General features: G+C 67.7%; 18 protein-coding genes and 1 pseudogene. 12 read left to right on the top strand and 7 right to left on the bottom strand.

Annotated elements, in window-relative coordinates; translation table 11 throughout:
• The first annotated feature begins 60 nt into the window (after positions 1–60).
• The 3 genes from QSJ18_RS12365 to QSJ18_RS12355 all read left to right on the top strand — a co-directional run bounded on the left by QSJ18_RS12365 (position 61) and on the right by QSJ18_RS12355 (position 2,448).
• On the top strand, positions 61–264 hold the full coding sequence (locus tag QSJ18_RS12365) for a hypothetical protein (protein WP_286326840.1): 204 nt from the start codon (positions 61–63) through the stop codon (positions 262–264).
• A 143-nt stretch (positions 265–407) separates the two neighbouring features.
• Positions 408–1,529 carry an SPFH domain-containing protein gene (locus QSJ18_RS12360; protein ID WP_286326773.1) on the top strand — a complete coding sequence of 374 codons (1,122 nt, stop codon included), beginning with the start codon at positions 408–410 and terminating at the stop codon, positions 1,527–1,529.
• Positions 1,530–1,602: 73 nt separating this feature from the next.
• Positions 1,603–2,448, top strand: coding sequence for an MBL fold metallo-hydrolase (locus QSJ18_RS12355; RefSeq protein WP_286326772.1), 846 nt, complete (start codon positions 1,603–1,605; stop codon positions 2,446–2,448).
• Between the two features lie 56 nt (positions 2,449–2,504).
• On the opposite strand, the gene QSJ18_RS12350 is transcribed toward QSJ18_RS12355, so the two are convergent.
• Both QSJ18_RS12350 and QSJ18_RS12345 read right to left on the bottom strand, forming a co-directional pair.
• Complete coding sequence (locus QSJ18_RS12350) at positions 2,505–3,179, bottom strand: Crp/Fnr family transcriptional regulator (protein ID WP_286326771.1); 675 nt, start codon at positions 3,177–3,179, stop codon at positions 2,505–2,507.
• A gap of 179 nt (positions 3,180–3,358) precedes the next feature.
• The gene (locus QSJ18_RS12345; protein WP_286326770.1) at positions 3,359–3,640 is read right to left on the bottom strand and encodes a hypothetical protein; all 282 of its coding nucleotides are present in this window, start codon (positions 3,638–3,640) and stop codon (positions 3,359–3,361) included.
• Positions 3,641–3,934: 294 nt separating this feature from the next.
• Here QSJ18_RS12345 and nth point away from each other — a divergent pair, with 294 nt between their 5' ends.
• Genes nth through QSJ18_RS12325 form a run of 4 tightly spaced genes read left to right on the top strand, consistent with a single transcriptional unit; the run spans position 3,935 to position 7,408 of the window.
• A complete protein-coding gene (gene nth / locus QSJ18_RS12340) occupies positions 3,935–4,624 on the top strand; it encodes an endonuclease III (protein WP_286326839.1) in 690 nt (229 codons plus the stop codon).
• Complete coding sequence (locus QSJ18_RS12335; RefSeq protein WP_353507213.1) at positions 4,621–5,379, top strand: TlpA family protein disulfide reductase; 759 nt, start codon at positions 4,621–4,623, stop codon at positions 5,377–5,379. The genes nth and QSJ18_RS12335 overlap by 4 nt, the downstream gene beginning before the upstream one ends.
• A gap of 11 nt (positions 5,380–5,390) precedes the next feature.
• Positions 5,391–6,218 (top strand): NUDIX hydrolase, encoded by an 828-nt coding sequence (locus QSJ18_RS12330; protein WP_286326837.1) that lies wholly within the window; start codon positions 5,391–5,393, stop codon positions 6,216–6,218.
• The gene (locus QSJ18_RS12325) at positions 6,215–7,408 is read left to right on the top strand and encodes a MarP family serine protease (protein ID WP_286326769.1); all 1,194 of its coding nucleotides are present in this window, start codon (positions 6,215–6,217) and stop codon (positions 7,406–7,408) included. Before QSJ18_RS12330 ends, QSJ18_RS12325 begins: the two co-directional genes overlap by 4 nt.
• A 23-nt stretch (positions 7,409–7,431) precedes the next feature.
• Here the strand turns inward: QSJ18_RS12325 and QSJ18_RS12320 are convergent, their stop codons facing one another.
• From QSJ18_RS12320 to acs, 3 genes are all read right to left on the bottom strand, one after another.
• Positions 7,432–8,373, bottom strand: a complete 942-nt coding sequence (locus QSJ18_RS12320; RefSeq protein ID WP_286326767.1) for an alpha/beta fold hydrolase — start codon at positions 8,371–8,373, stop codon at positions 7,432–7,434.
• Positions 8,374–8,386: 13 nt separating this feature from the next.
• A complete protein-coding gene (locus QSJ18_RS12315) occupies positions 8,387–8,902 on the bottom strand; it encodes a phage holin family protein (protein ID WP_286326765.1) in 516 nt (171 codons plus the stop codon).
• A 154-nt stretch (positions 8,903–9,056) separates the two neighbouring features.
• Positions 9,057–11,006: an acetate--CoA ligase gene (gene acs, locus QSJ18_RS12310; protein ID WP_286326764.1), complete on the bottom strand. Its 1,950-nt coding sequence runs from the start codon at positions 11,004–11,006 to the stop codon at positions 9,057–9,059.
• Positions 11,007–11,246: 240 nt separating this feature from the next.
• On the opposite strand from acs, the gene QSJ18_RS12305 reads away from it, so the two are divergent.
• Entirely contained in the window at positions 11,247–12,002 is a 756-nt protein-coding gene (locus QSJ18_RS12305; RefSeq protein ID WP_286326763.1) for an oxidoreductase, read from the top strand.
• Positions 12,003–12,132: 130 nt separating this feature from the next.
• Here the strand turns inward: QSJ18_RS12305 and QSJ18_RS20200 are convergent.
• Together QSJ18_RS20200 and QSJ18_RS12295 are read right to left on the bottom strand one after the other, a co-directional pair.
• A pseudogene (locus QSJ18_RS20200) lies at positions 12,133–12,312 on the bottom strand (hypothetical protein); the annotation flags it as partial.
• A 694-nt stretch (positions 12,313–13,006) separates the two neighbouring features.
• The gene (locus tag QSJ18_RS12295) at positions 13,007–13,900 is read right to left on the bottom strand and encodes an HAD family hydrolase (RefSeq protein WP_286326761.1); all 894 of its coding nucleotides are present in this window, start codon (positions 13,898–13,900) and stop codon (positions 13,007–13,009) included.
• 428 nt (positions 13,901–14,328) lie between these two features.
• Between QSJ18_RS12295 and ssd the strand changes: the two genes are divergently transcribed.
• Genes ssd through QSJ18_RS12275 form a run of 4 tightly spaced genes read left to right on the top strand, consistent with a single transcriptional unit; the run spans position 14,329 to position 17,994 of the window.
• Entirely contained in the window at positions 14,329–15,390 is a 1,062-nt protein-coding gene (gene ssd, locus QSJ18_RS12290) for a septum site-determining protein Ssd (protein ID WP_286326760.1), read from the top strand.
• Positions 15,387–16,553: a TadA family conjugal transfer-associated ATPase gene (locus tag QSJ18_RS12285; protein ID WP_286326758.1), complete on the top strand. Its 1,167-nt coding sequence runs from the start codon at positions 15,387–15,389 to the stop codon at positions 16,551–16,553. Before ssd ends, QSJ18_RS12285 begins: the two co-directional genes overlap by 4 nt.
• The gene (locus QSJ18_RS12280; RefSeq protein ID WP_286326757.1) at positions 16,550–17,365 is read left to right on the top strand and encodes a type II secretion system F family protein; all 816 of its coding nucleotides are present in this window, start codon (positions 16,550–16,552) and stop codon (positions 17,363–17,365) included. Before QSJ18_RS12285 ends, QSJ18_RS12280 begins: the two co-directional genes overlap by 4 nt.
• The gene (locus QSJ18_RS12275) at positions 17,362–17,994 is read left to right on the top strand and encodes a type II secretion system F family protein (RefSeq protein ID WP_286326755.1); all 633 of its coding nucleotides are present in this window, start codon (positions 17,362–17,364) and stop codon (positions 17,992–17,994) included. The genes QSJ18_RS12280 and QSJ18_RS12275 overlap by 4 nt, the downstream gene beginning before the upstream one ends.
• Positions 17,995–18,203: the final 209 nt, after the last annotated feature.

Here is an 18,203-nt window from a genome sequence, read left to right as displayed (position 1 = left end):
GTCTACGGTTGAGTCGTGCCCCGGCGGTGGGCCGACGATCGGCGGTGAGAGACGGTGGACGTGATCGGATCGACGGGTGTGGTGGTCTTGGCGATCGGCGGCGGTGAATCGCTGGGGGAGGTCGAACTGTCCGTCGGCGGCGGCACCGAGCGCTACCTGGCCCGATCCGCCGAACCGGTCGCTCTCGACGCGACGGTGCTGGTCGTCGGGGTCCTGCCCGGCCGGATCGTCGACGTCGAGCGCTGGGTACCGCTGGCGTTCTGATCGGCGGACGGAGGGGATCGTCCCACGTCGCCCGACCGACCGACACCTCCGGTTCGTCACCGTAGGATGACCTCGCGAAGGAAGTTCCGTCGCCGCGGACCAGTGGGGCTCGATCTTCCGCGGCCGAAATGCAGGAGGGGCATATGCTCGGCTACTACGTTCCCGAACCCGATGAGGCAATGCTGATCTCGGGCAAGAAGTCGGCGCAGGGCAATGCCCCGTTCGACGTCGTTGTCGGACACGGCAAATGGGTTATGCCGATCTTCCGTAAGGTGCGGTTCCTCTCGATGGCCATGCACGAGGCGCAGATTCGTGAGGTCTGTGTGACGACCCAGGGCATCCAACTGAACGTGCGGGCGGTCATCGCTCACAAGGTGGGCGGCGACGTCGTCTCCATCGTCAATGCCGGCCAGCGGTTCATCTCCGAACAGGAGGACGAGATGAATCAGCTGACCGGACAGATCTTCTCGGGTCATCTGCGCTCGATCGTCGGTTCGATGACCGTCGAACAGATCATCCGCGAACGCGACACGCTGGCCCGCCAGGTCCTGGAGGCGTCGAAGCGGGAGATGGGCTCGATCGGGCTGATGGTCGATTCCTTCCAGATCCAGTCGATCGACGACATGGAATCGGGATATATCAACGCGCTCGCCGCGCCGAACATCGCCAAAGTGCAGCGCGAGGCCGCCGTCGAACGCGCGCGTGCTGAGCAAGAGGCATCCAAGGCGCAGCAGGAGTCGTTGCGTAATCAGGCCGACTACGAACGGGAAACCTCGATCAAGCGGGCCGAGATCAAGTCCGAGACCGACAAGGCGAATGCCGAAGCGGCACAGTCGGGTCCGCTCGCCGAGGCGCGGGTCAACCAAGAGGTCATCCGCGAGCAGTCCGAGCTCGCCAAGGCGCAGGCGGATCTGCGTGAGCAGCAGCTGATCTCGGAGGTCGTCAAGCCGGCGGAGGCGGAAGCGCGGCGTACTCAGATCATCGCCGAAGCAGATGCCCGTGCGGTCGAGATCTCGTCGGCGGCGGCCGCCAAGAACAACCGGATCGCCCTCGACCAGCAGCTCATCGAGCAACTCCCCGCCCTGGTCGGCGAGGTGGCCAAGGGACTCGGCGGCGCCAACCTGACGGTGTTCAACGGCGCCGAAGGCGTCAACGAGATCATGACCGGCGTGATCACGCAGGGAGCCGCGCTGCTCAAGGCGTTGCAGAGCGAGGTCACCCCGACCGTCGTCGATGGCACTGCGGAGCAGTCCGAGTCCATCTGACCGGATCCGGCTCATCGGATCGGGGTGGGCCGGGGCATCGACTCGCCGATGCCCCGGCAGATAGGGTGCGACTATGACAGGTGCCGACCCGAACGACTCGCCCGCCACCCCGGATGCCGGTGTCGCGCACCCGGCGTACGGAGCGCTGCGCGAGGTGACGCCGTTCGCGTCGGTGCTGCTGTGCGACAACCCCGGGATGATGGAACTCGACGGGACCAACACCTGGGTGCTGCGGGCCCCCGGACACGACGAATGCGTGGTCGTCGATCCCGGTCCGCCCAAGCACGGCAAGCACAATCGGCGCATCGTCGACCAGCCGGGCGTCGCGCTGACTCTGATCACCCACCGGCACCACGATCACGTCGGCGGTATCAACCGGCTGCACAAGCGCACCGGAGCGCCCACCCGGGCCCGGCTCGACGAACATTGTCGGGACGCCCCGGCGCTCCGCGACCGCGAGATCATCGAGGTCGCCGGGCTGACCATCCAGACGTTGTACACCCCCGGTCATACCGGTGACTCGGTGAGTTTCCTCGTTGAATGCGACGGCCGGCTCGCCATGATCACGGGCGACACCATCCTCGGTAGTGGTACGACCGTGCTCGATCCTCGTGACGGCACCCTGCGTGACTACCTGAACTCACTGAATCGACTGATCGTCGAAGGTGAGGGTGCCACGCTGCTCCCCGCGCACGGACCCGACCATCCCGACCTCGGACCGGTTGCGCGCTACTACAAGGCGCACCGTGAGGAACGCATCGACCAGATCCAGGCGGCGCTGGAGGAGATGGGTGTAGCGGCCCGCAAGGCGAAGCCGATGAAGGTGGTCCGCAAGGTTTACTCGGACGTCGACAAGAAGCTGTGGCCTGCCGCCCGCATGTCGGTCAAGGCGCAGCTGGAGTATCTGCGCGACCGATAGACGAAGAACTCCCGTCCGGGTGTGGACGGGAGTTCTTGGTCTATCGAGGTTGCGGCTCAGCGAGCGCGGCGGGCCAGGCGCTCGGAATCGGCGATCAGCACGCTCTTACCCTCCAGCCGCAGCCAGCCACGCTGGGCGAAGTCGGCGAGGGCTTTGTTGACGGTTTCGCGGGAGGCGCCGACGAGCTGGGCGATCTCTTCCTGCGTCAGGTCGTGGGTGACGCGCAGTGCGCCACCTTCCTGGGTGCCGAAGCGTTGGGCGAGCTGCAGCAGCTGCTTGGCGACGCGGCCGGGCACGTCGGTGAAGATGAGGTCGGCGAGGTTGTTGTTGGTGCGTCGCAGACGGCGGGCCAGCACGCGCAGCAGCTGCTCGGCGATCTCGGGGCGATCCTTGATCCAGGCTTTGAGGGCGTCGCGATCCATCGAGACCGCGCGAACCTCGGTGACGGTCGTCGCCGACGACGTCCGCGGGCCCGGGTCGAAGATGGACAGCTCGCCGAACATATCCGACGGACCCATGATTGTCAGCAGGTTTTCCCGACCGTCCGCGGAGCGGCGGCCGACCTTCACCTTGCCGGACAAAATGATGTACAGACGGTCGCCGGGCTCACCTTCGTGGAAGATGACATGTCCGCGAGGGAAGTCGACGGGCTGAAGCTGCTTCGTCAGCGCCGCGACGGCGGAGGGCTCGACGCCCTGGAAAATGCCTGCCCGCGCCAATACTTCTTCCACCGAGGGAGCCTTTCTCATCAAATCCGGATCACACGAGATCGCGCGACCGGTGTCACGCTACTCTGCCGCCTAGCGTAGGTGTTGAATGGGTCACTTGCCGGGACAGCGGTGGCGTGTCCTGACGACAGTTTGAAAGTTTGTGGTCGGTAATACACCGGTGGTCGTCCCGAACAGGAACCTTAGCTGGCCCGCTGCGGTGATCGATGGGGTTCGTCGAATTCGTCGCGGCCCCCGGTCGCGGTCTCATGCTTGGTGACGCGGCGCGTCCGCAGTTCGTCCAGGGCGGCGGGCATACCCTCCCGGGCAAGCGTGTCGACATCGTCGCTACCTGCGGTGGCCAGGAAATCCTCGACGTGTTCACGGGAGACCGCGAGTCGGTCGAGACGGGATTGCACCTTGTCCATGGCCATGGCGAAAAGCATCAGGACGGCCGGGAACAGCAGTGCCAGTAGTCCTTGCATGGAGAACAGTTAACACAATCGGGGGACGAAGAGCGCTATCGCGACCGGCGACGTCACTGAGTTGTTACCCAACGAGTGGAACGGTCACGTCGTAATCGGCCCTGGTCGGGGTGCGCAACGCGAGGTCGGCGCGGCGATCGGGCTAACCTGAATCGGGTGAGCGCACGAAAATCGGCCGGGACGGATGCATCGTCGGCATCTGCGGGTGGCGGGGCGCCGACCTCGGGCATCCGGCGGCCGAGGAGCCGTGCGCGCTCCGAGACCCACCTCGGACTCGTGCGTCGTGCGCGCCGGATGAACCGCGAGCTGAAGGTCGCCTTTCCGCATGTGTACTGCGAACTCGACTTCACCGACCCGCTGGAACTGTCGGTGGCAACGATCCTGTCGGCGCAATGCACCGACGTCCGCGTCAACCAGGTGACACCGGCGCTGTTCGCGAAGTACCGCACCGCGCAGGACTACGCGGGCGCCGACCGCACCGAACTCGAGGAACTGATCCGTTCGACCGGCTTCTACCGGAACAAGGCCAACTCGATCATCGGGTTGGGACAGGCGCTCGTCGAACGCTACTACGGTGAGGTGCCGGGCAAGCTCAAAGATCTGGTCACCCTGCCCGGTTTCGGGCGGAAGACCGCCAACGTGGTGCTCGGAAACGCCTTCGGCGTTCCGGGTATCACCGTCGACACCCACTTCGGCCGGCTGGTCCGGCGCTGGCGGTGGACCGAGGAAACTGACCCGGTGAAGGTCGAACACGCGGTGGGTGAGCTGATCGAACGTAAGGAATGGACCGATCTGTCCCATCGCATCATCTTTCACGGAAGACGCGTCTGTCACGCGCGCAAACCCGCCTGCGGGGTATGCATCCTGGCCAAGGATTGCCCGTCCTTCGGCGAAGGCCCGCTCGACAAAGCCGAGGCGGCCGCGCTCGTGAAAGGCCCCGAGACCGAACATCTGCTGGACCTGGCGGGGATGTCGGCGTCATGAGTGAGCAGTTCGACGCCGACGATGCGCGCGACAGCGGCGCTCCCGGCGAGACCCCATCCGCCCACGCCGCATCGCGCCGACCGTCGCGCTTTCCGCCCGCCGCCCGGTGGACGATCGTGTTCGTCATCGTGATGATCGCGATGATCGTCGCGATCTGGCCACGGGGTGAGGACAGCTCCGATTCCGACGGCTACACCGAACCGGTGGCCGGCGCGCCGCGCGCCACCGATGCCCCGGTCAGCGACGAAGAACTCGCGCAGGCCCACCGCGAGGCGAAGATCGCGCCGTGCCCGAACACCGGCGGGACGCCGGCCGCGCAGTCGGTACTGGCCGGGGTCACCGCGCCCTGCCTGGCGACCGGCACGGGTATCGATGTCGGGGTCGCGACCGCGGGTAAACCACTGGTCATCAACATCTGGGCGGTCTGGTGCTACCAGTGCCGTAAGGAACTGCCGTACTTCGAGGAGTTCGCGCGGACGGCGGGCGACCGGGTGTCGGTGTTGGGCGTACATGCCGAACAGGGCGCGAGCAACCCGGTTCTCGTGCTGAAATACCTCACCGAGATCGGTGTGCACCTGCCCAGCGTGCTCGACACCAAGGGTCAGGTGGAAGCCGCGATCGGTTCTCCGCCACTGTTCCCGTGCACGGTTTTGATCCGCGCCGACGGCACGGTGGCCAAGATCCTGCCCCGCCTTTTCCACAGTCCAGAGGAGATCGCCGACGTGGTGGACGAACATCTCGGGGTGCGGGTGTGAACGACGGTGAGATGCCGATCGGACCGCTGGTAGCCGAGTCCGAGATCCCGCCGTGGCTGCGCGCGATGACCGCCAACGTCGACGCGGTCAGCCAGAGCGTCCTCAACCGTGGCGGCGACCGTGCGCGCTGGACCTCGCTGGCCGGACGCAATCGCCGCGCGGCCGCCGTGCTGGTGCTCTTCTCCGGGTCGTGGGACGCCGACCCCGATCATCCCGGTGGCGTACCCGCCGACGCCGAGGTACTCCTCACCGAACGGGCGTCCACGCTGCGTCAGCATTCGGGACAGGTGGCCTTTCCCGGGGGTGCCGCCGATCCGGGCGACGACTACCCGGTCGGTACCGCCCTGCGCGAGGCGTGGGAGGAGACCGCACTCGACGCCGCCGAGGTGAAGGTGGTCGCCACCCTGCCGACCTTCCCGGTACCGCCGTCGGGTTTCGACGTGATGCCGGTCGTCGCGCACTGGCCCACACCCGGCACGGTGCGTGCCGTCGACGCGGGCGAGACCGCGCGCGTGGCACGGGTCAATCTGCGTCGGCTGCTCGATCCGGCGAACCGCTTCCAGGTGAGCCGCTCGATCCTGGGTGGCCGGGTCTACAAGGGGCCCGCCTTCCTTGTCGACGACCTGCTCGTCTGGGGCTTCACCGGCGGACTCATCGCGGCGATCAGCGACGCGTCGGGCTGGGACCGGCCATGGGATACCGACGATGTGCGGCCGCTGGACGAGATGGTCGAACGTGTCGGCAGCCGCCAGGACACCGGCTTCTCGGCGGTGACCGCTCACCTGCTGGGGCACCGACACGGGCGTGAGTCCACCGACCCGGCCGGCGGTACCCGATGACCGGGTCGACGTGGGTCGACCTTCTCCTCGTCGTGCTCGCGGTCCTCGCGGCCGCCAGTGGTTACCGGCAGGGCGCGGTGTCCTCCGCGCTGGCTTTCATGGGCGTCGCGCTCGGCGCGGTGGCCGGGCTGCTGCTCGCCCCGCACCTGATGTCGCGTTTCGACGATGTGCAGACGCGGCTGCTCGTCGGGGTGATCCTGCTCATCTCGCTGGTCGTGGTCGGCGAGGTCGCCGGCATGGTGCTCGGCCGGGCCGCGCGCAGCGGTATCCGGTCCCCGTCGTTGCGAACCGTCGACAGTGGGGTGGGATCGGTACTGCAGGTGGTTGCGGTATTGCTGGCGGCCGGTCTGCTGGCGATCCCGCTGCGCGAATCGGCCCAGCCGAAGATCGCCGAGGCGGTCGACGACTCGCGGGTGCTGGGCGGTGTCGAGGTGCTCTCGCCGCAATGGCTGAAGGATCTGCCCTCCGACTTCAAAGCCCTCGTGGAGAGCTCGGGTCTGCCGAAGATCCCGTATTTCAACACTCCGTCGACCAAGGTCGATCCGCCGGACGACGCGCTCGCACAGTTGCCGGTGGTCACCCAGGCGCGGGCCAGCGTGGTGAAGATCGAAGGGGTGGCGCCGAGCTGCCGACAGGCGTTGGAGGGCAGCGGATTCGTGGTGTCCGCCGAACGCGTCATGACAAATGCGCATGTGGTGGCCGGCACCGAACGGCTGGAGGTCGAGACGTCGACCGGGGAGAACCTACCCGCGAAAGTCGTGCTGTTCGACTACAACACCGACATCGCGGTCCTCGACGTGCCGGGTCTGGATGCTCCAGCGCTGAAGTTCGCCGAACACGGCGCCAAGACCGCCGACGACGCCATCGCACTCGGCTTCCCCGAGGGCGGGCCGTTCCACGTCAGTGCAGCGCGCGTGCGTTCGGAGTTCATGCACACCGGCGAGAACATCTATCGCAGCGCCAACGTCACCCGCGAGGTGTATGCGATCCGCGCCGACATCCGCCAGGGCAACTCCGGTGGCCCGCTGCTCAGCACCTCCGGCGAGGTCCTCGGTGTCGTCTTCGGTGCGGCCGAGAATCCTTCCGACGAAACCGGTTTCGCGCTCACCGCGGCCCAGGTGCAGGCGGCCTTCGCCAAATCCGAACGCAGCAACCAGCGAGTCAGCACCAGCACCTGCGTGCACCAATAGCCGACGGTTCATCGGCGGGGGCGTCAGTTGTCGTGCTCGAGCAGTCCGACGATCCTCTCGGTGACGTCGTCGGGACGCTCCTGGTGGGCGAAGTGCCCGCTGCCCGCGATGTGGTGCAGGTCGAAGTGTGTCGCCCAGCGGCTGCTCGCCGACATCACGTCGTCGAGGATGAACGGGTCGTCGGTGCCGCGCAACGCCAGCACCGGGATGTGCAGCTGCTGGTTCATCAGTTCCATGAAACGCATACCGTCGGTGCGGAACTGCGAGCGAAACGCCCAGCGCCGATACTCCAGGCTGCAGTGCGCGACGTTGGGGATCTGGATCGCGGAGCGGTTGCGGGTCAGGGTTTCGGCGTAGTCGTCGGTGGCCTGCCATGCCGCCGACGATCGGCTGCCGAAGTACTCGTCGACGAAACTGCCGTCGCGCCGGGTCAGGGCACGTTCACCCAGACGTGGCAGCTGGTTGTGCAGGAATCCGCCCAGGAACGTCGACCGCTGGTGGCGTCCGCGCAGCACTTGCGCGCGCAGCGCCCGCGGATGCGGGGAGGCGACGACGGCGATCCGGTCGACGACACGCGGATGCAGTGTTGCGGTCGCCCAGCAGACGAGACCGCCGTCGGCGTTGCCGACCAGGGTCGCCGAGTTGTGGCCGAGAGCGCGGACCAGGCCGTAGGTGTCGCCGGCCAGCGTCCAGCCGTCGTAGCCGCGGGGCGGCTTGTCGGTGTCACCGTAGCCGCGTAGGTCGACGGCGACCGCGCGGTATCCGGCGTCGGTCAGTGCCGTGAGCTGATGCCGCCAGCCCCACCAGAACTCGCCGAAGCCGTGTAGCAGCAACACCAATGGCCGATCGGTCAGACCTCGATGGTCCTTCTCGACCGCGTGGAAACGCAGTCCGTTGGCACGGACGTCGAGATGCTGCCAGTCTCCGGCGATCCGCACACTCGACGGATCGGGCGGGGTAGTCAATGCGGTACTCGGTTCAGCCTTCGCGGGCGGGCGGGGTCCGCGGATGGGTGATCACGCCGGCCGCCTGCCGCTCGCCGCGGTGCGGGAGTACGGTCTGGACCTCCTTGAACGACTCGATCGTCTTCTTCGGTCCCCGAACACGTTTGAAGAGGAGATAGCCGACTGCCGCGGCCGCGATGGTGACCAGCAGCAACAACACGAAGACGATCAGGAAGGCGGCCCACGCGGGCAGCCAGACGTCGAGCAGGACGCCGAGGAAGATGAAGAAGAACAGGCTGGAGTACAACGCCATCACGCCGGCGACGACCAGCAGTCCGGTACCCGCACCGGCCTTCTTGGCCTCACCCACCAGCTCCGTCTTGGCCAGCGCCACTTCCGAACGGAAGAGGGTGGACATACTCGCGGTGGCATCCTTGACCAGGTTGCCGATGGTCGGTTCACCGTCGCGGCCCAGACCGGCGTCGGTCAGTGGAATCGACGGGACCGAACCCTTGGCGGGCTCCGGCAGGCCGTGCTCGTTGCGGCTCACAGCATCCTCCGTAAATCGGTGATGGCCCATATGTTGCCATGGGCGAGGTCTTCCGGTTGCGTGCCACCCGGACTTGAACCGACGACGGTGCCGCCGGACACCAAGGTATCCGGCGGCACCGATGGTCCCGACGATCGGTCGGGTGCGCCGTGTGTCAGCCTCGTCGGGCTCGGATCGCCTCGAAGACCGACGGGTCGACGAGCGTCGAGGTGTCACCCAGGTCTCGGCCTTCGGCGACGTCCTTGAGCAGGCGGCGCATGATCTTGCCGGACCGGGTCTTGGGCAGTTCGGGGACGACGTTGATCTCGCGCGGTTTGGCGATCGGCGAGATCTCCACCGAGACCTGCTCGCGCAGTTCGGCGATGAGTTGATCGCCGGTGTTCTCCACACCTTCACGGAGGATGACGAAGGCGACGATGCCCTGGCCGGTGGTCTCGTCGGCGGCGCCGATGACCGCCGCCTCGGCGATACCGGAGTGCCCGACGAGCGCGGATTCGACTTCGGCGGTGGAGATCCGGTGGCCGGAGACGTTCATGACGTCGTCGACGCGGCCGAGAACCCAGAGGGCATGGTCCTCGTCGTAGCGGGCGCCGTCACCGGCGAAGTACCAGCCCTGCTCGGCGAACCGCGACCAGTAGGTGTCGCGGAAGCGTTCGTCGTCACCCCAGATGCCGCGCAACATGGCCGGCCACGGCTCATCGAGGACGAGATAGCCCTGTTCGCCTGCACCGACCGGGTTGCCCGCGTCGTCGACGATGTTGACGCTGATGCCGGGGAGGGGACGCATGGCCGAACCGGGTTTGGTGGCGGTCACCCCGGGTAGCGGGGAGATCATGATGCCGCCGGTTTCGGTCTGCCACCAGGTGTCGACGATCGGGGCCTGCCCGCCGCCGATGACCTCGCGGTACCACCGCCAGGCTTCTGGGTTGATGGGTTCGCCGACGCTGCCGAGCAGTCGCACGCTGGACAGGTCGTGGGCGTCGGGGATCTCGCGACCCCACTTCATGAAGGTGCGGATCAGCGTCGGGGCGATGTAGTAGATCGTGACGCCGTACTTCTCGATGATCTCGAAGTGGCGGTGCTCGTTGGGCGAGTTCGGGGTGCCCTCGTAGATGACCTCGGTCGCACCGTTGGAGAGTGGCCCGTAGACGAGGTACGAGTGGCCGGTGACCCAGCCGATGTCGGCGCCGCACCAGAAGACGTCGCGGCCCTCTTTGTGGTCGAAGACGTAGTGGAAGGTGTACGCGGCCTGGGTGAGATATCCACCCGAGGAGTGCACGATGCCCTTGGGCTTGCCGGTGGTGCCGGAGGTGTAGAGCAGGAACAGCGGATGCTCGGCGTCGAAGGCCTCGGGTTCATGGGTGGTCGACTGTTCGCCGACGGTGTCCTCCCACCAGACGTCGCGGCCCTCGACCCAGTTGAGGTCGGGGTCGTGGTTGGTGCGACGCACGACGAGCACCTTCTCCACCGACGGTGCGGCGTCGGAGCCGGTGCCGAGTGCCTCGTCGACGTTGGTCTTCAATGGTGCAGGGTTGCCGCGGCGGTACTGGCCGTCGGTGGTGATGACCAACTTGGCCTGCGCGTCGTCGACGCGGGACCGGAGGGCGCCGGCGGAGAATCCGGCGAAGACGACCGAATGGGTGAGGCCGAGTCGGGCGCAGGCCAGCATCGAGACGATGGCTTCGGGGACCATCGGCATATAGATGGCGACGCGGTCACCGGCGCGCAGACCGATCGCGGTGAAGTAGTTGGCCGCGCGGGAGACATCGTCCTTGAGCTGGCTGTAGGTGATGTCGCGGTGGTCGCCGGGTTCGCCGACCCAGTGGATGGCGACGCGGTCACCCTTCCCGGCCGCGACGTGGCGGTCGACGCAGTTCACCGAGACGTTGAGTTTGCCGCCGACGAACCATTTCGCGAAGGGTGCGTCCGACCAGTCGAGTACCTGGTCGAAGTCGGTGTCCCACTCGAGGCGGCGGGCTTGTTCGGCCCAGAACTCGAGACGGTCGGCGTCGGCGCGTGCGTAGAGCTCCTCGGTGCCGTTGGCCTGCGCGGCGAACTCGGGGGAGGGCGGATAAGCCTGAACGGGCTGTGCGGTCGTGGACATCGTCTGCGGTGAGCCTTTCACTACTCGGCGCGGACCGCGTACCCGGCATGGTGACGCGGTGTCGTGATGGCGTTGATTGTGAGCGTAGTCACGTTGGGTGAGGGTTGCAGGTGCTGGTCGGGCGAACGCGTTCTATTGCACGACGAGCGGCGCAACGGCCGCGGCGAACGGCATCGCGGAGTCGGGACGTGCGGCTCCTGAGCCTCGGGCCGCGCATCGCAGCCACTATCGTCGTCATCTGTGAGTACCGATCCGCTGGCCCCGCTGCTCGATCTTCCCGGGGTTGCCGCTGCCGCCGAATCCGCACGTGACGCACTGTCGGCGGTACATCGGCATCCGGCCAACCTGCGCGGCTGGGATAAAACCGCCACCGAGGCGTCGTGGCGTGCGGGCCGTTCGTCCGCGGCGATCGACGGCGGCAGCGTGGAACTGCGGCGCGACGGCGACTACGACGACCCGATCCTGGCCGGGGCGATGCGCGTCGCGCAGGCACTCGACGGGGACTCGCTGGACAGCCTGACCACCGTCTTTCGCCGAGCGCCCGCGCAGGCCTTCGCCCGGCTGCACATGCTCGCCGCGACCGGTCTCGTCGACGACCCCGACGACCTGGGGCGGCCGCGGACCGGGGCCGATGTCGCGTCCCGGCTGGATCTGCTGGGTCAGCTCATCACCGGCGCGACCTCGGCGCCTGCGCCGGTCCTGGCGGCGATCGTGCACGGTGAACTCCTGGCCATGGAGGCATTCCCGACGGCGAACGGCATCGTCGCGCGGGCCGCATCCCGGTTGGTGAGTACCGCCACCGGCCTCGACCCGCACAATCTGGGAGTACCCGAGGTGACCTGGCTCAAACGGGTCGCCGACTATCGGGTGCTGGCGCAGGGTTTCGCCACCGGCTCCGAACGTGCACTCGCGGAGTGGATCGTCTTCTGCTGCGAGGCGCTCGAAGCCGGTGCGACCGAGGCCCGGTCGATCGCCGACGCCGCGCGGGCGGGCTGACCGAGGTCTCGTCGACGTCGTTCACTGCATGAGCGGGCCTGCCCTCACAGCACCAGGCCGCCGTCGACGGCAGGGTGACGCCGGTGATGAACCGGGACTCGTCGGAGGCCAGGAACAACGCGGCGTAGCCGATGTCCCATCCGGTGCCCTCGACGCCCAGCGGTGCGGCGTTGCGTCGCGCATCGCGCATCCAGTCGGCCATCGGACCATCGGTCTGGTCGGGACGCGCGCCCTTGGCCCAGGCGTGCGGCGTGTACACCGCACCGGGCTGGATGCAGTTGACGCGGATGGCATCGCGGCCGTTGTCCAGGGCGAGTGCCCGGGTCAGCGCTTCGACCGCACCTTTCGTCGCCGACCAGAATCTGGGCGGGCTCTCCGGGCGCCACGAAGAAATGGCGGCAGCCGGACTCGCGCACGTCGCCGAGGCGGCCGACGAACTCGCGGTTCTCGACCATGACCGGGAGTTCGACTTCGGTTTGCGGGTGTTGATCGCCGGTCTGCAAGCTCAGCTTCCGCCCGTGGAGGTGTGAGGGCGGCGAAAAACGTCCCCGGACAGCACTGCGGGCGGCCGCCTCGCCGTCTCCGGCGCGGTTGCCGCCCGCGTAGCACGGACCCAAGTTACCAAGCGTGCTTGGTGGGTTGTGTGATCACCTCGGCGAGGGATTACGAGTTTGGTTCGCGGTGGGCCGCGCTGCAGTGCTGCCGCTCTCCATCGTGGCTGCTCGTCCCGGGCCGTGCTCGGGTCTGGGCGCTCGGAGGGGCGCTACCGTCTCGCAGGTCGCTTACCAACCGTAATGTCGCAGGTGCACAACGCTTTTGCCTTATTGCGGCGCGCTCCGCGTGGGTGCTTGCCGCCCGTGCTGGGAAGTGCTCGGCGTGGGGGTTCGATCCTTCTCTTCCGGGTCGGACTTTGCCTTCCGAGATTTCCGTAAGACCCTTTCTACACCGTGACCGCCGTCACAGCAAGCGATTGGGGGGATGTGTGCGTGTGGGCGTGTTGCCGACTATCGGGCGGTGGGCTGATAGTGGTGGATGGCTCTGTGGCGCAGGATGATTGCACCGATTGTGAGCCCTGCCGCTGCCGCGCCGGCGACTGCGACGCCGACGGCCGGTGCGCGTTTTCTGAGCCTGCGATGTAGCGCGATCGGATGACTGAACCGGAGAACACGCCAGCCGTGTTCGACGGCATGTTTGCGGAGCTGTCGATCCGGGTTCACCACGGCCGGATGGCCCACCGCGGCGAGCATCGGGATGTCGGTGATCGAGTCCGAATAGGCGTAGCAATCCGCGAGTCGATAGCCGTGCGTCCGCGCCATCGACTCCATCGCGCGGGCCTTCTTCGGTCCGTGGCAATAGAATTCGAGGTTGCCCGTGTAGTGCCCGTCCACCATCTCCATTCGGCTCGCGCGCACATGGTCGACACCCAGCCACTCGCCGATCGGCCCGACCAGTTCCACGCCGGACGCCGAGATCAGCACGACGTCGTGCCCGCGCCGGTGGTGGTCGGCGATCAGTTCGGCCGCCTCGGCGAAGACCAGCGGCGACACCACCTGGTCGAGGGTCTCGCGCACGATCGAGTTGACCTGCTCGACGTTCCAGCCGCGGCACATTCGCGTGATGTGCCGCCGAATCTGTTCGATCTGGTCGTGGTCGGCGGCGGTGAGGAGGAAGACCAGCTGGGTGTAGCTGGATTTGAGCACGGTGCGGCGATTGATCAGGCCGCTGTCGAAGAAGTGCCGGGAGAAGGCCAGTGCGCTCGACTTGGCGATCACCGTCTTGTCGAGATCGAAGAACGCGGCCACCGTCGGCGGCGAGTCCGTCGCCCGGGTGGTGGTCGAGGTCGGTGCCTCCGGCGGCGGATCCGACGACGACGCGCCGACCGGCGTGCTGTCGGTCATTCACATGAGCGTACGACGATGGCGGCGGTCGGTGTGCGTGAATTGTCGGATGGCGTCGTAGCGGGGCGACTCCAGAAAGTGCTGGTGGCGATATGAAACCGTTACCTGGTAAACATCCTTTGTTGTAGTTGCAATCAATCGGCGGGCGTGTGTATAGTCGGTTCTACCCGGTTGGTTTCCAACCGGTGCCTTTCAGCCCGACCCCCCGGGGCTGAAACGCGACGACCCCGGCCTCCTCCCCCCCTGGCCGGGGTTGTCCTCTGTCTGGGGTCGTTTTCTTCCCATCCTCTCTGATGTACAAGTCGCACTCTAAGTGGGATGAGAGACGGTCGGCGAAATCTGTCCACAGCCGGACCGCGCTCCACAGATCTCGCTTCCGGCGCCGTCATCGGGCCTGTTCGATCGGTACGTCGGCGCAACATCGGTGCATGACAGACGACCTGTTGGCTCTGGTGGGCGCCGAATTCCGCGAGGATGTCGCACGCTGTGCAGCTGCTGCCGGATACCGGCCAGACTTCGGCGATCCGCGTGATTGTCGCCGGCTGTGGCGGACAGCGGGCGCGGTGGTCCTCGACCCGACCGCGGTCGACCTGGTCGCCGGCACCTCATTGTCCCGGCGTGCCGGGGTCGTCCTGGTGTCTGCGGACGAACCACCACCGGTGACGTGGCGCCGTGCGCTGGATCTCGGTGCCGGAGATGCGATCACGCTGCCCGACGAGGAGGACCGGCTGGTGCGTGCGCTCGGAGAACTCCGGTCGCCGCGTCGCCGTTCGGTCGGCACGGTCGCCGTGCTCGGTGCGCACGGCGGGGCCGGCGCGTCGGTGCTCGCCATCGCTGTCGCGCTGATCGCTGCGCGGGGACAGACGCAAACGCTGCTGGTGGACCTCGACGAACTCGGTCCGGGCGCCGATCTGCTACTCGGCGCCGAACAGGTTCCCGGCCTGCGCTGGCAGGATCTGGCGTTGGACGGTGGCGCGGTGTCCGGGGCGGCGCTTCACCATGCCCTACCCACGGTCGGCGAGAAGTTGTCGGTGGTGTCGTCGCGCCGCGAACAGCAGCTCGACCTGCGTGCGGATACGGTCTCGGCGGTCATCGACGCAGGTCGGGCCAACGGCGACCTCGTAGTTGTCGACCTCCCCCGCGCCAGCTCCGGGGTGGTTCACGCGGCGCTCGCCGCGGCCGACCTGGTCGTCCTGGTCAGCACCGCCACTGTGCCCGGCTGCGCGGCGGCGCGGCGCACCGTCGACCGCCTGCTCGATCACGACGTGCGAGTCGAACTCTGCGTCCGTGGTCCCTCTCCCGGCGGGTTGCGCGCCGGACAGCTCGCCGAGGCGGTCGGGGTTCCGCTGCTGACCGCGTACCGGCCCGATCCTCGCCTGCCCGCGCGTCTGGAGGCGGGCCGACCCCGGATAGGCGCACGAACTCCACTCGGACGCGCCGCCCACGCCATTCTTCGCCGGGTTCATGCGCAAGAACGGATGGCGGCGTGAATCCACCCGCCGACGAACTCCTCGACCGGGTGCGGGCACGGCTGGCCGCGGAGGCCGCCGAACCCACCGCCGAGATGATCGCCGCGGCGATTCGTGCGGAATCCGCCGGCATGCTCGGGGACACGGAACTGCTTGCCGCCCTGCGGTATCTGCAAACCGAACTCACCGGGGCGGGCAAACTCGAACCGCTCCTGGCCGAACCCGACATCGCCGACATCCTGGTCACCGGCCCCGACCAGGTGTGGGTCGATCGCGGTGAAGGGCTGCACCGCACGACGATCACCTTCGCCGACGAAGCGTCGGTGCGCAGGCTGGCCACCCGGCTGGCTCTGAGTGCCGGACGTCGGCTGGACGACGCGCAGCCCTGGGTCGACGGCCAGCTCTCCGGGGTGGGTCGCCGGGGCTACACGGTCCGGTTGCACGCGCTCATTCCGCCGCTGTCCGCCGACGGCACCTGCATCTCCCTGCGGGTGCTGAGGTCCGCGGGTAAGGACCTCGACGATCTGATCGCCTCGGGAACGATTCCGTCGTCGGTCGTGCCGGTGATCGCCGATATTCTGCGCGCCCGGCTCGCCTTCCTGATCATCGGCGGCACGGGCTCGGGGAAGACGACTCTCCTCAACGCGCTGATCGGCGCGATGGATCCGGCCGAGCGAGTGCTGTGCGTCGAGGATGCGTTGGAATTGTCGCCACGCCACCCGCAGGTGGTGCGGCTGGTCGCGCGTGCCGCGAATGTCGAGGGAGTGGGGGAGGTCACGGTACGCACATTGGTCCGCCAGTCGCTGCGGATGCGACCCGACCGCATCATCGTCGGTGAGGTACGCGGCGGTGAGGTGATCGACCTGCTCACCGCCCTCAACACCGGGCACGACGGTAGCGCGGGTACGGTCCACGCGAATTCCACCGCTGAGGTGCCCGCCCGGATGGAAGCCCTGGCCGCACTCGGCGGGATGAACCGGGAGGCACTGCACAGCCAGCTCGCCGCGGCGCTCCAGGTGGTCCTGGGAGTGGCGCGGGGTACCGACGGGTGTCGGGCGTTGAGCGAGATCGGCATGGTGTGCCGAGGTGCTGACGGGCTGGTGCACATCGTCCCGATCTGGTTGCGCGCGAGCGGTTTCACCGACGAGGCCGCGAGTTTCGCCGAACTGGTGGCGTCGAGATGACGGTGCCGGTGATGCTCGCCGCTTGTGCGGTGGTGACAGTGCTCTGGCCGGCCTCTCGTGTCGATTGGCGGTTGCGGGAGCTCTGCTCCCGTGGCGTCCGCCGGTGGTCCTGGTCGCCGACGCTGGTGATCGCCGGTGGCGTCGCAGCGTCGGCCGCGATGGTGTGCACCGGGTCGGCAACCGCCGCGACGGCGCTGTTTATCGCGGTGACGACGCTCATCTTCCTTCGACGAAAACGCATGGTGGAAAGAAGTTCTGGGCGTACGGCCGACGACCTGGTGCGTGTGCTGTCGGCGATGGTCGCCGAACTGTCGGTGGGCGCGCCACCGGTGCGCGCATGTCGGGCCGCGGTGACCGAACTCCGCGAGCACGGTCATGGTGGTGCGGTGGTCGAGGGGGTGGAACGGATGGCCTGTCGCGCCGAACTCGGCGGCACGGTCATCGATCTCGCCGACACCGCCGTTGCCGCTGAAGCCATATCGTGGCAGCGGATCGGGGTGGCCTGGCAGATCGCCGAGCGGCACGGTCTCCCGCTGGCCGATCTGCTCTGCGCGTTGCGTTCGGACTTGTTGGCGCGTAGAGGATTCGTCGACCGCACGCGTGCGGGACTGGCGGGTCCGCGGGCGACCGCCGCAGTGCTCGCGGGCCTCCCGGTCCTCGGTCTGGCGCTCGGCCAGGCAACCGGTGCCGACCCGGTGGGGATACTGCTCGGTGGTGGTCTGGGCGGTGTTCTCCTGGTGATCGGCACGGCCTTGGCGGCCGCGGGTCTGCTGTGGGCCGAACGCATCACGAGTAAGGTGCTCACCGCGTGAACGGGTCAGCGGCGGTGTCGATCGCAGTGATTCTGGCAGCGATCGCGGTACTGGTGTGGACGCCTGGACCACCGCCCGCCGGACGGGTTCTGGCTGGGTCCACGCGTCGCCGACGATCCGAACCGCGCTGGCTTCGTCGTAGTCGCCCGGACGATCCGTTCGCGGTGGCGGCGGCCTTCGAGTTGTTCGCGGTGTGTTTGCGGTCGGGGATGCCGGTGGGGACGGCGGCGGCAACGGTCGCCGGGGCCGCACCAGCGTCGCTGGCAGCGCCGTTGAATCGAGTCGCCGAATTGCTCGGCCTCGGCGCCGATGCCGAACGGGCGTGGTCGGCAGTGGATGACGCGGCTGATCGGGGTGGCCGCCGAGGGTCGCGGCCGACGCACTCACACCTGCAAGCGCTGTCGGCGATGGCCCGGCGTTCCGCGCGGTCCGGGTCGGCTCTGGCTGCCGGGCTGGACGAACTCGCCGCCGACATCCGGCGTAAGGCTGCCGACCGCGGTGTCGCCGCCGCCGAGCGGGCCGGGGTGGCGATCAGTGGGCCACTCGGCCTATGTTTCCTGCCGGCGTTCGTCTGTCTGGGGATTGTGCCGGTCGTGGTCGGATTGGCGTCGGGAGTACTGTCTGGCTGACGACTGAACAACCCATGCTTGAGCGGGGATGCGAGGCTACCTGCCGGCCGGCCGGCCGGCGTCTGTCGATCGACTGACGTTCGAACGCGGACGGCTCGCCCCGGCTGTGGATATCCGCTCCGCGCTGATAGATTCTGCCCTGAACTGGACGTCGTTCGAGGCTCCGGTGCCAACGAGGAGGGGTCTCAATCATGTTGCAGCGAAGCAGT

This window comes from Gordonia heveisoli (assembly GCF_030315745.1).
Classification (GTDB): Bacteria; Actinomycetota; Actinomycetes; order Mycobacteriales; family Mycobacteriaceae; genus Gordonia.
This window is presented reverse-complemented; position numbering and strand designations above follow the sequence as displayed.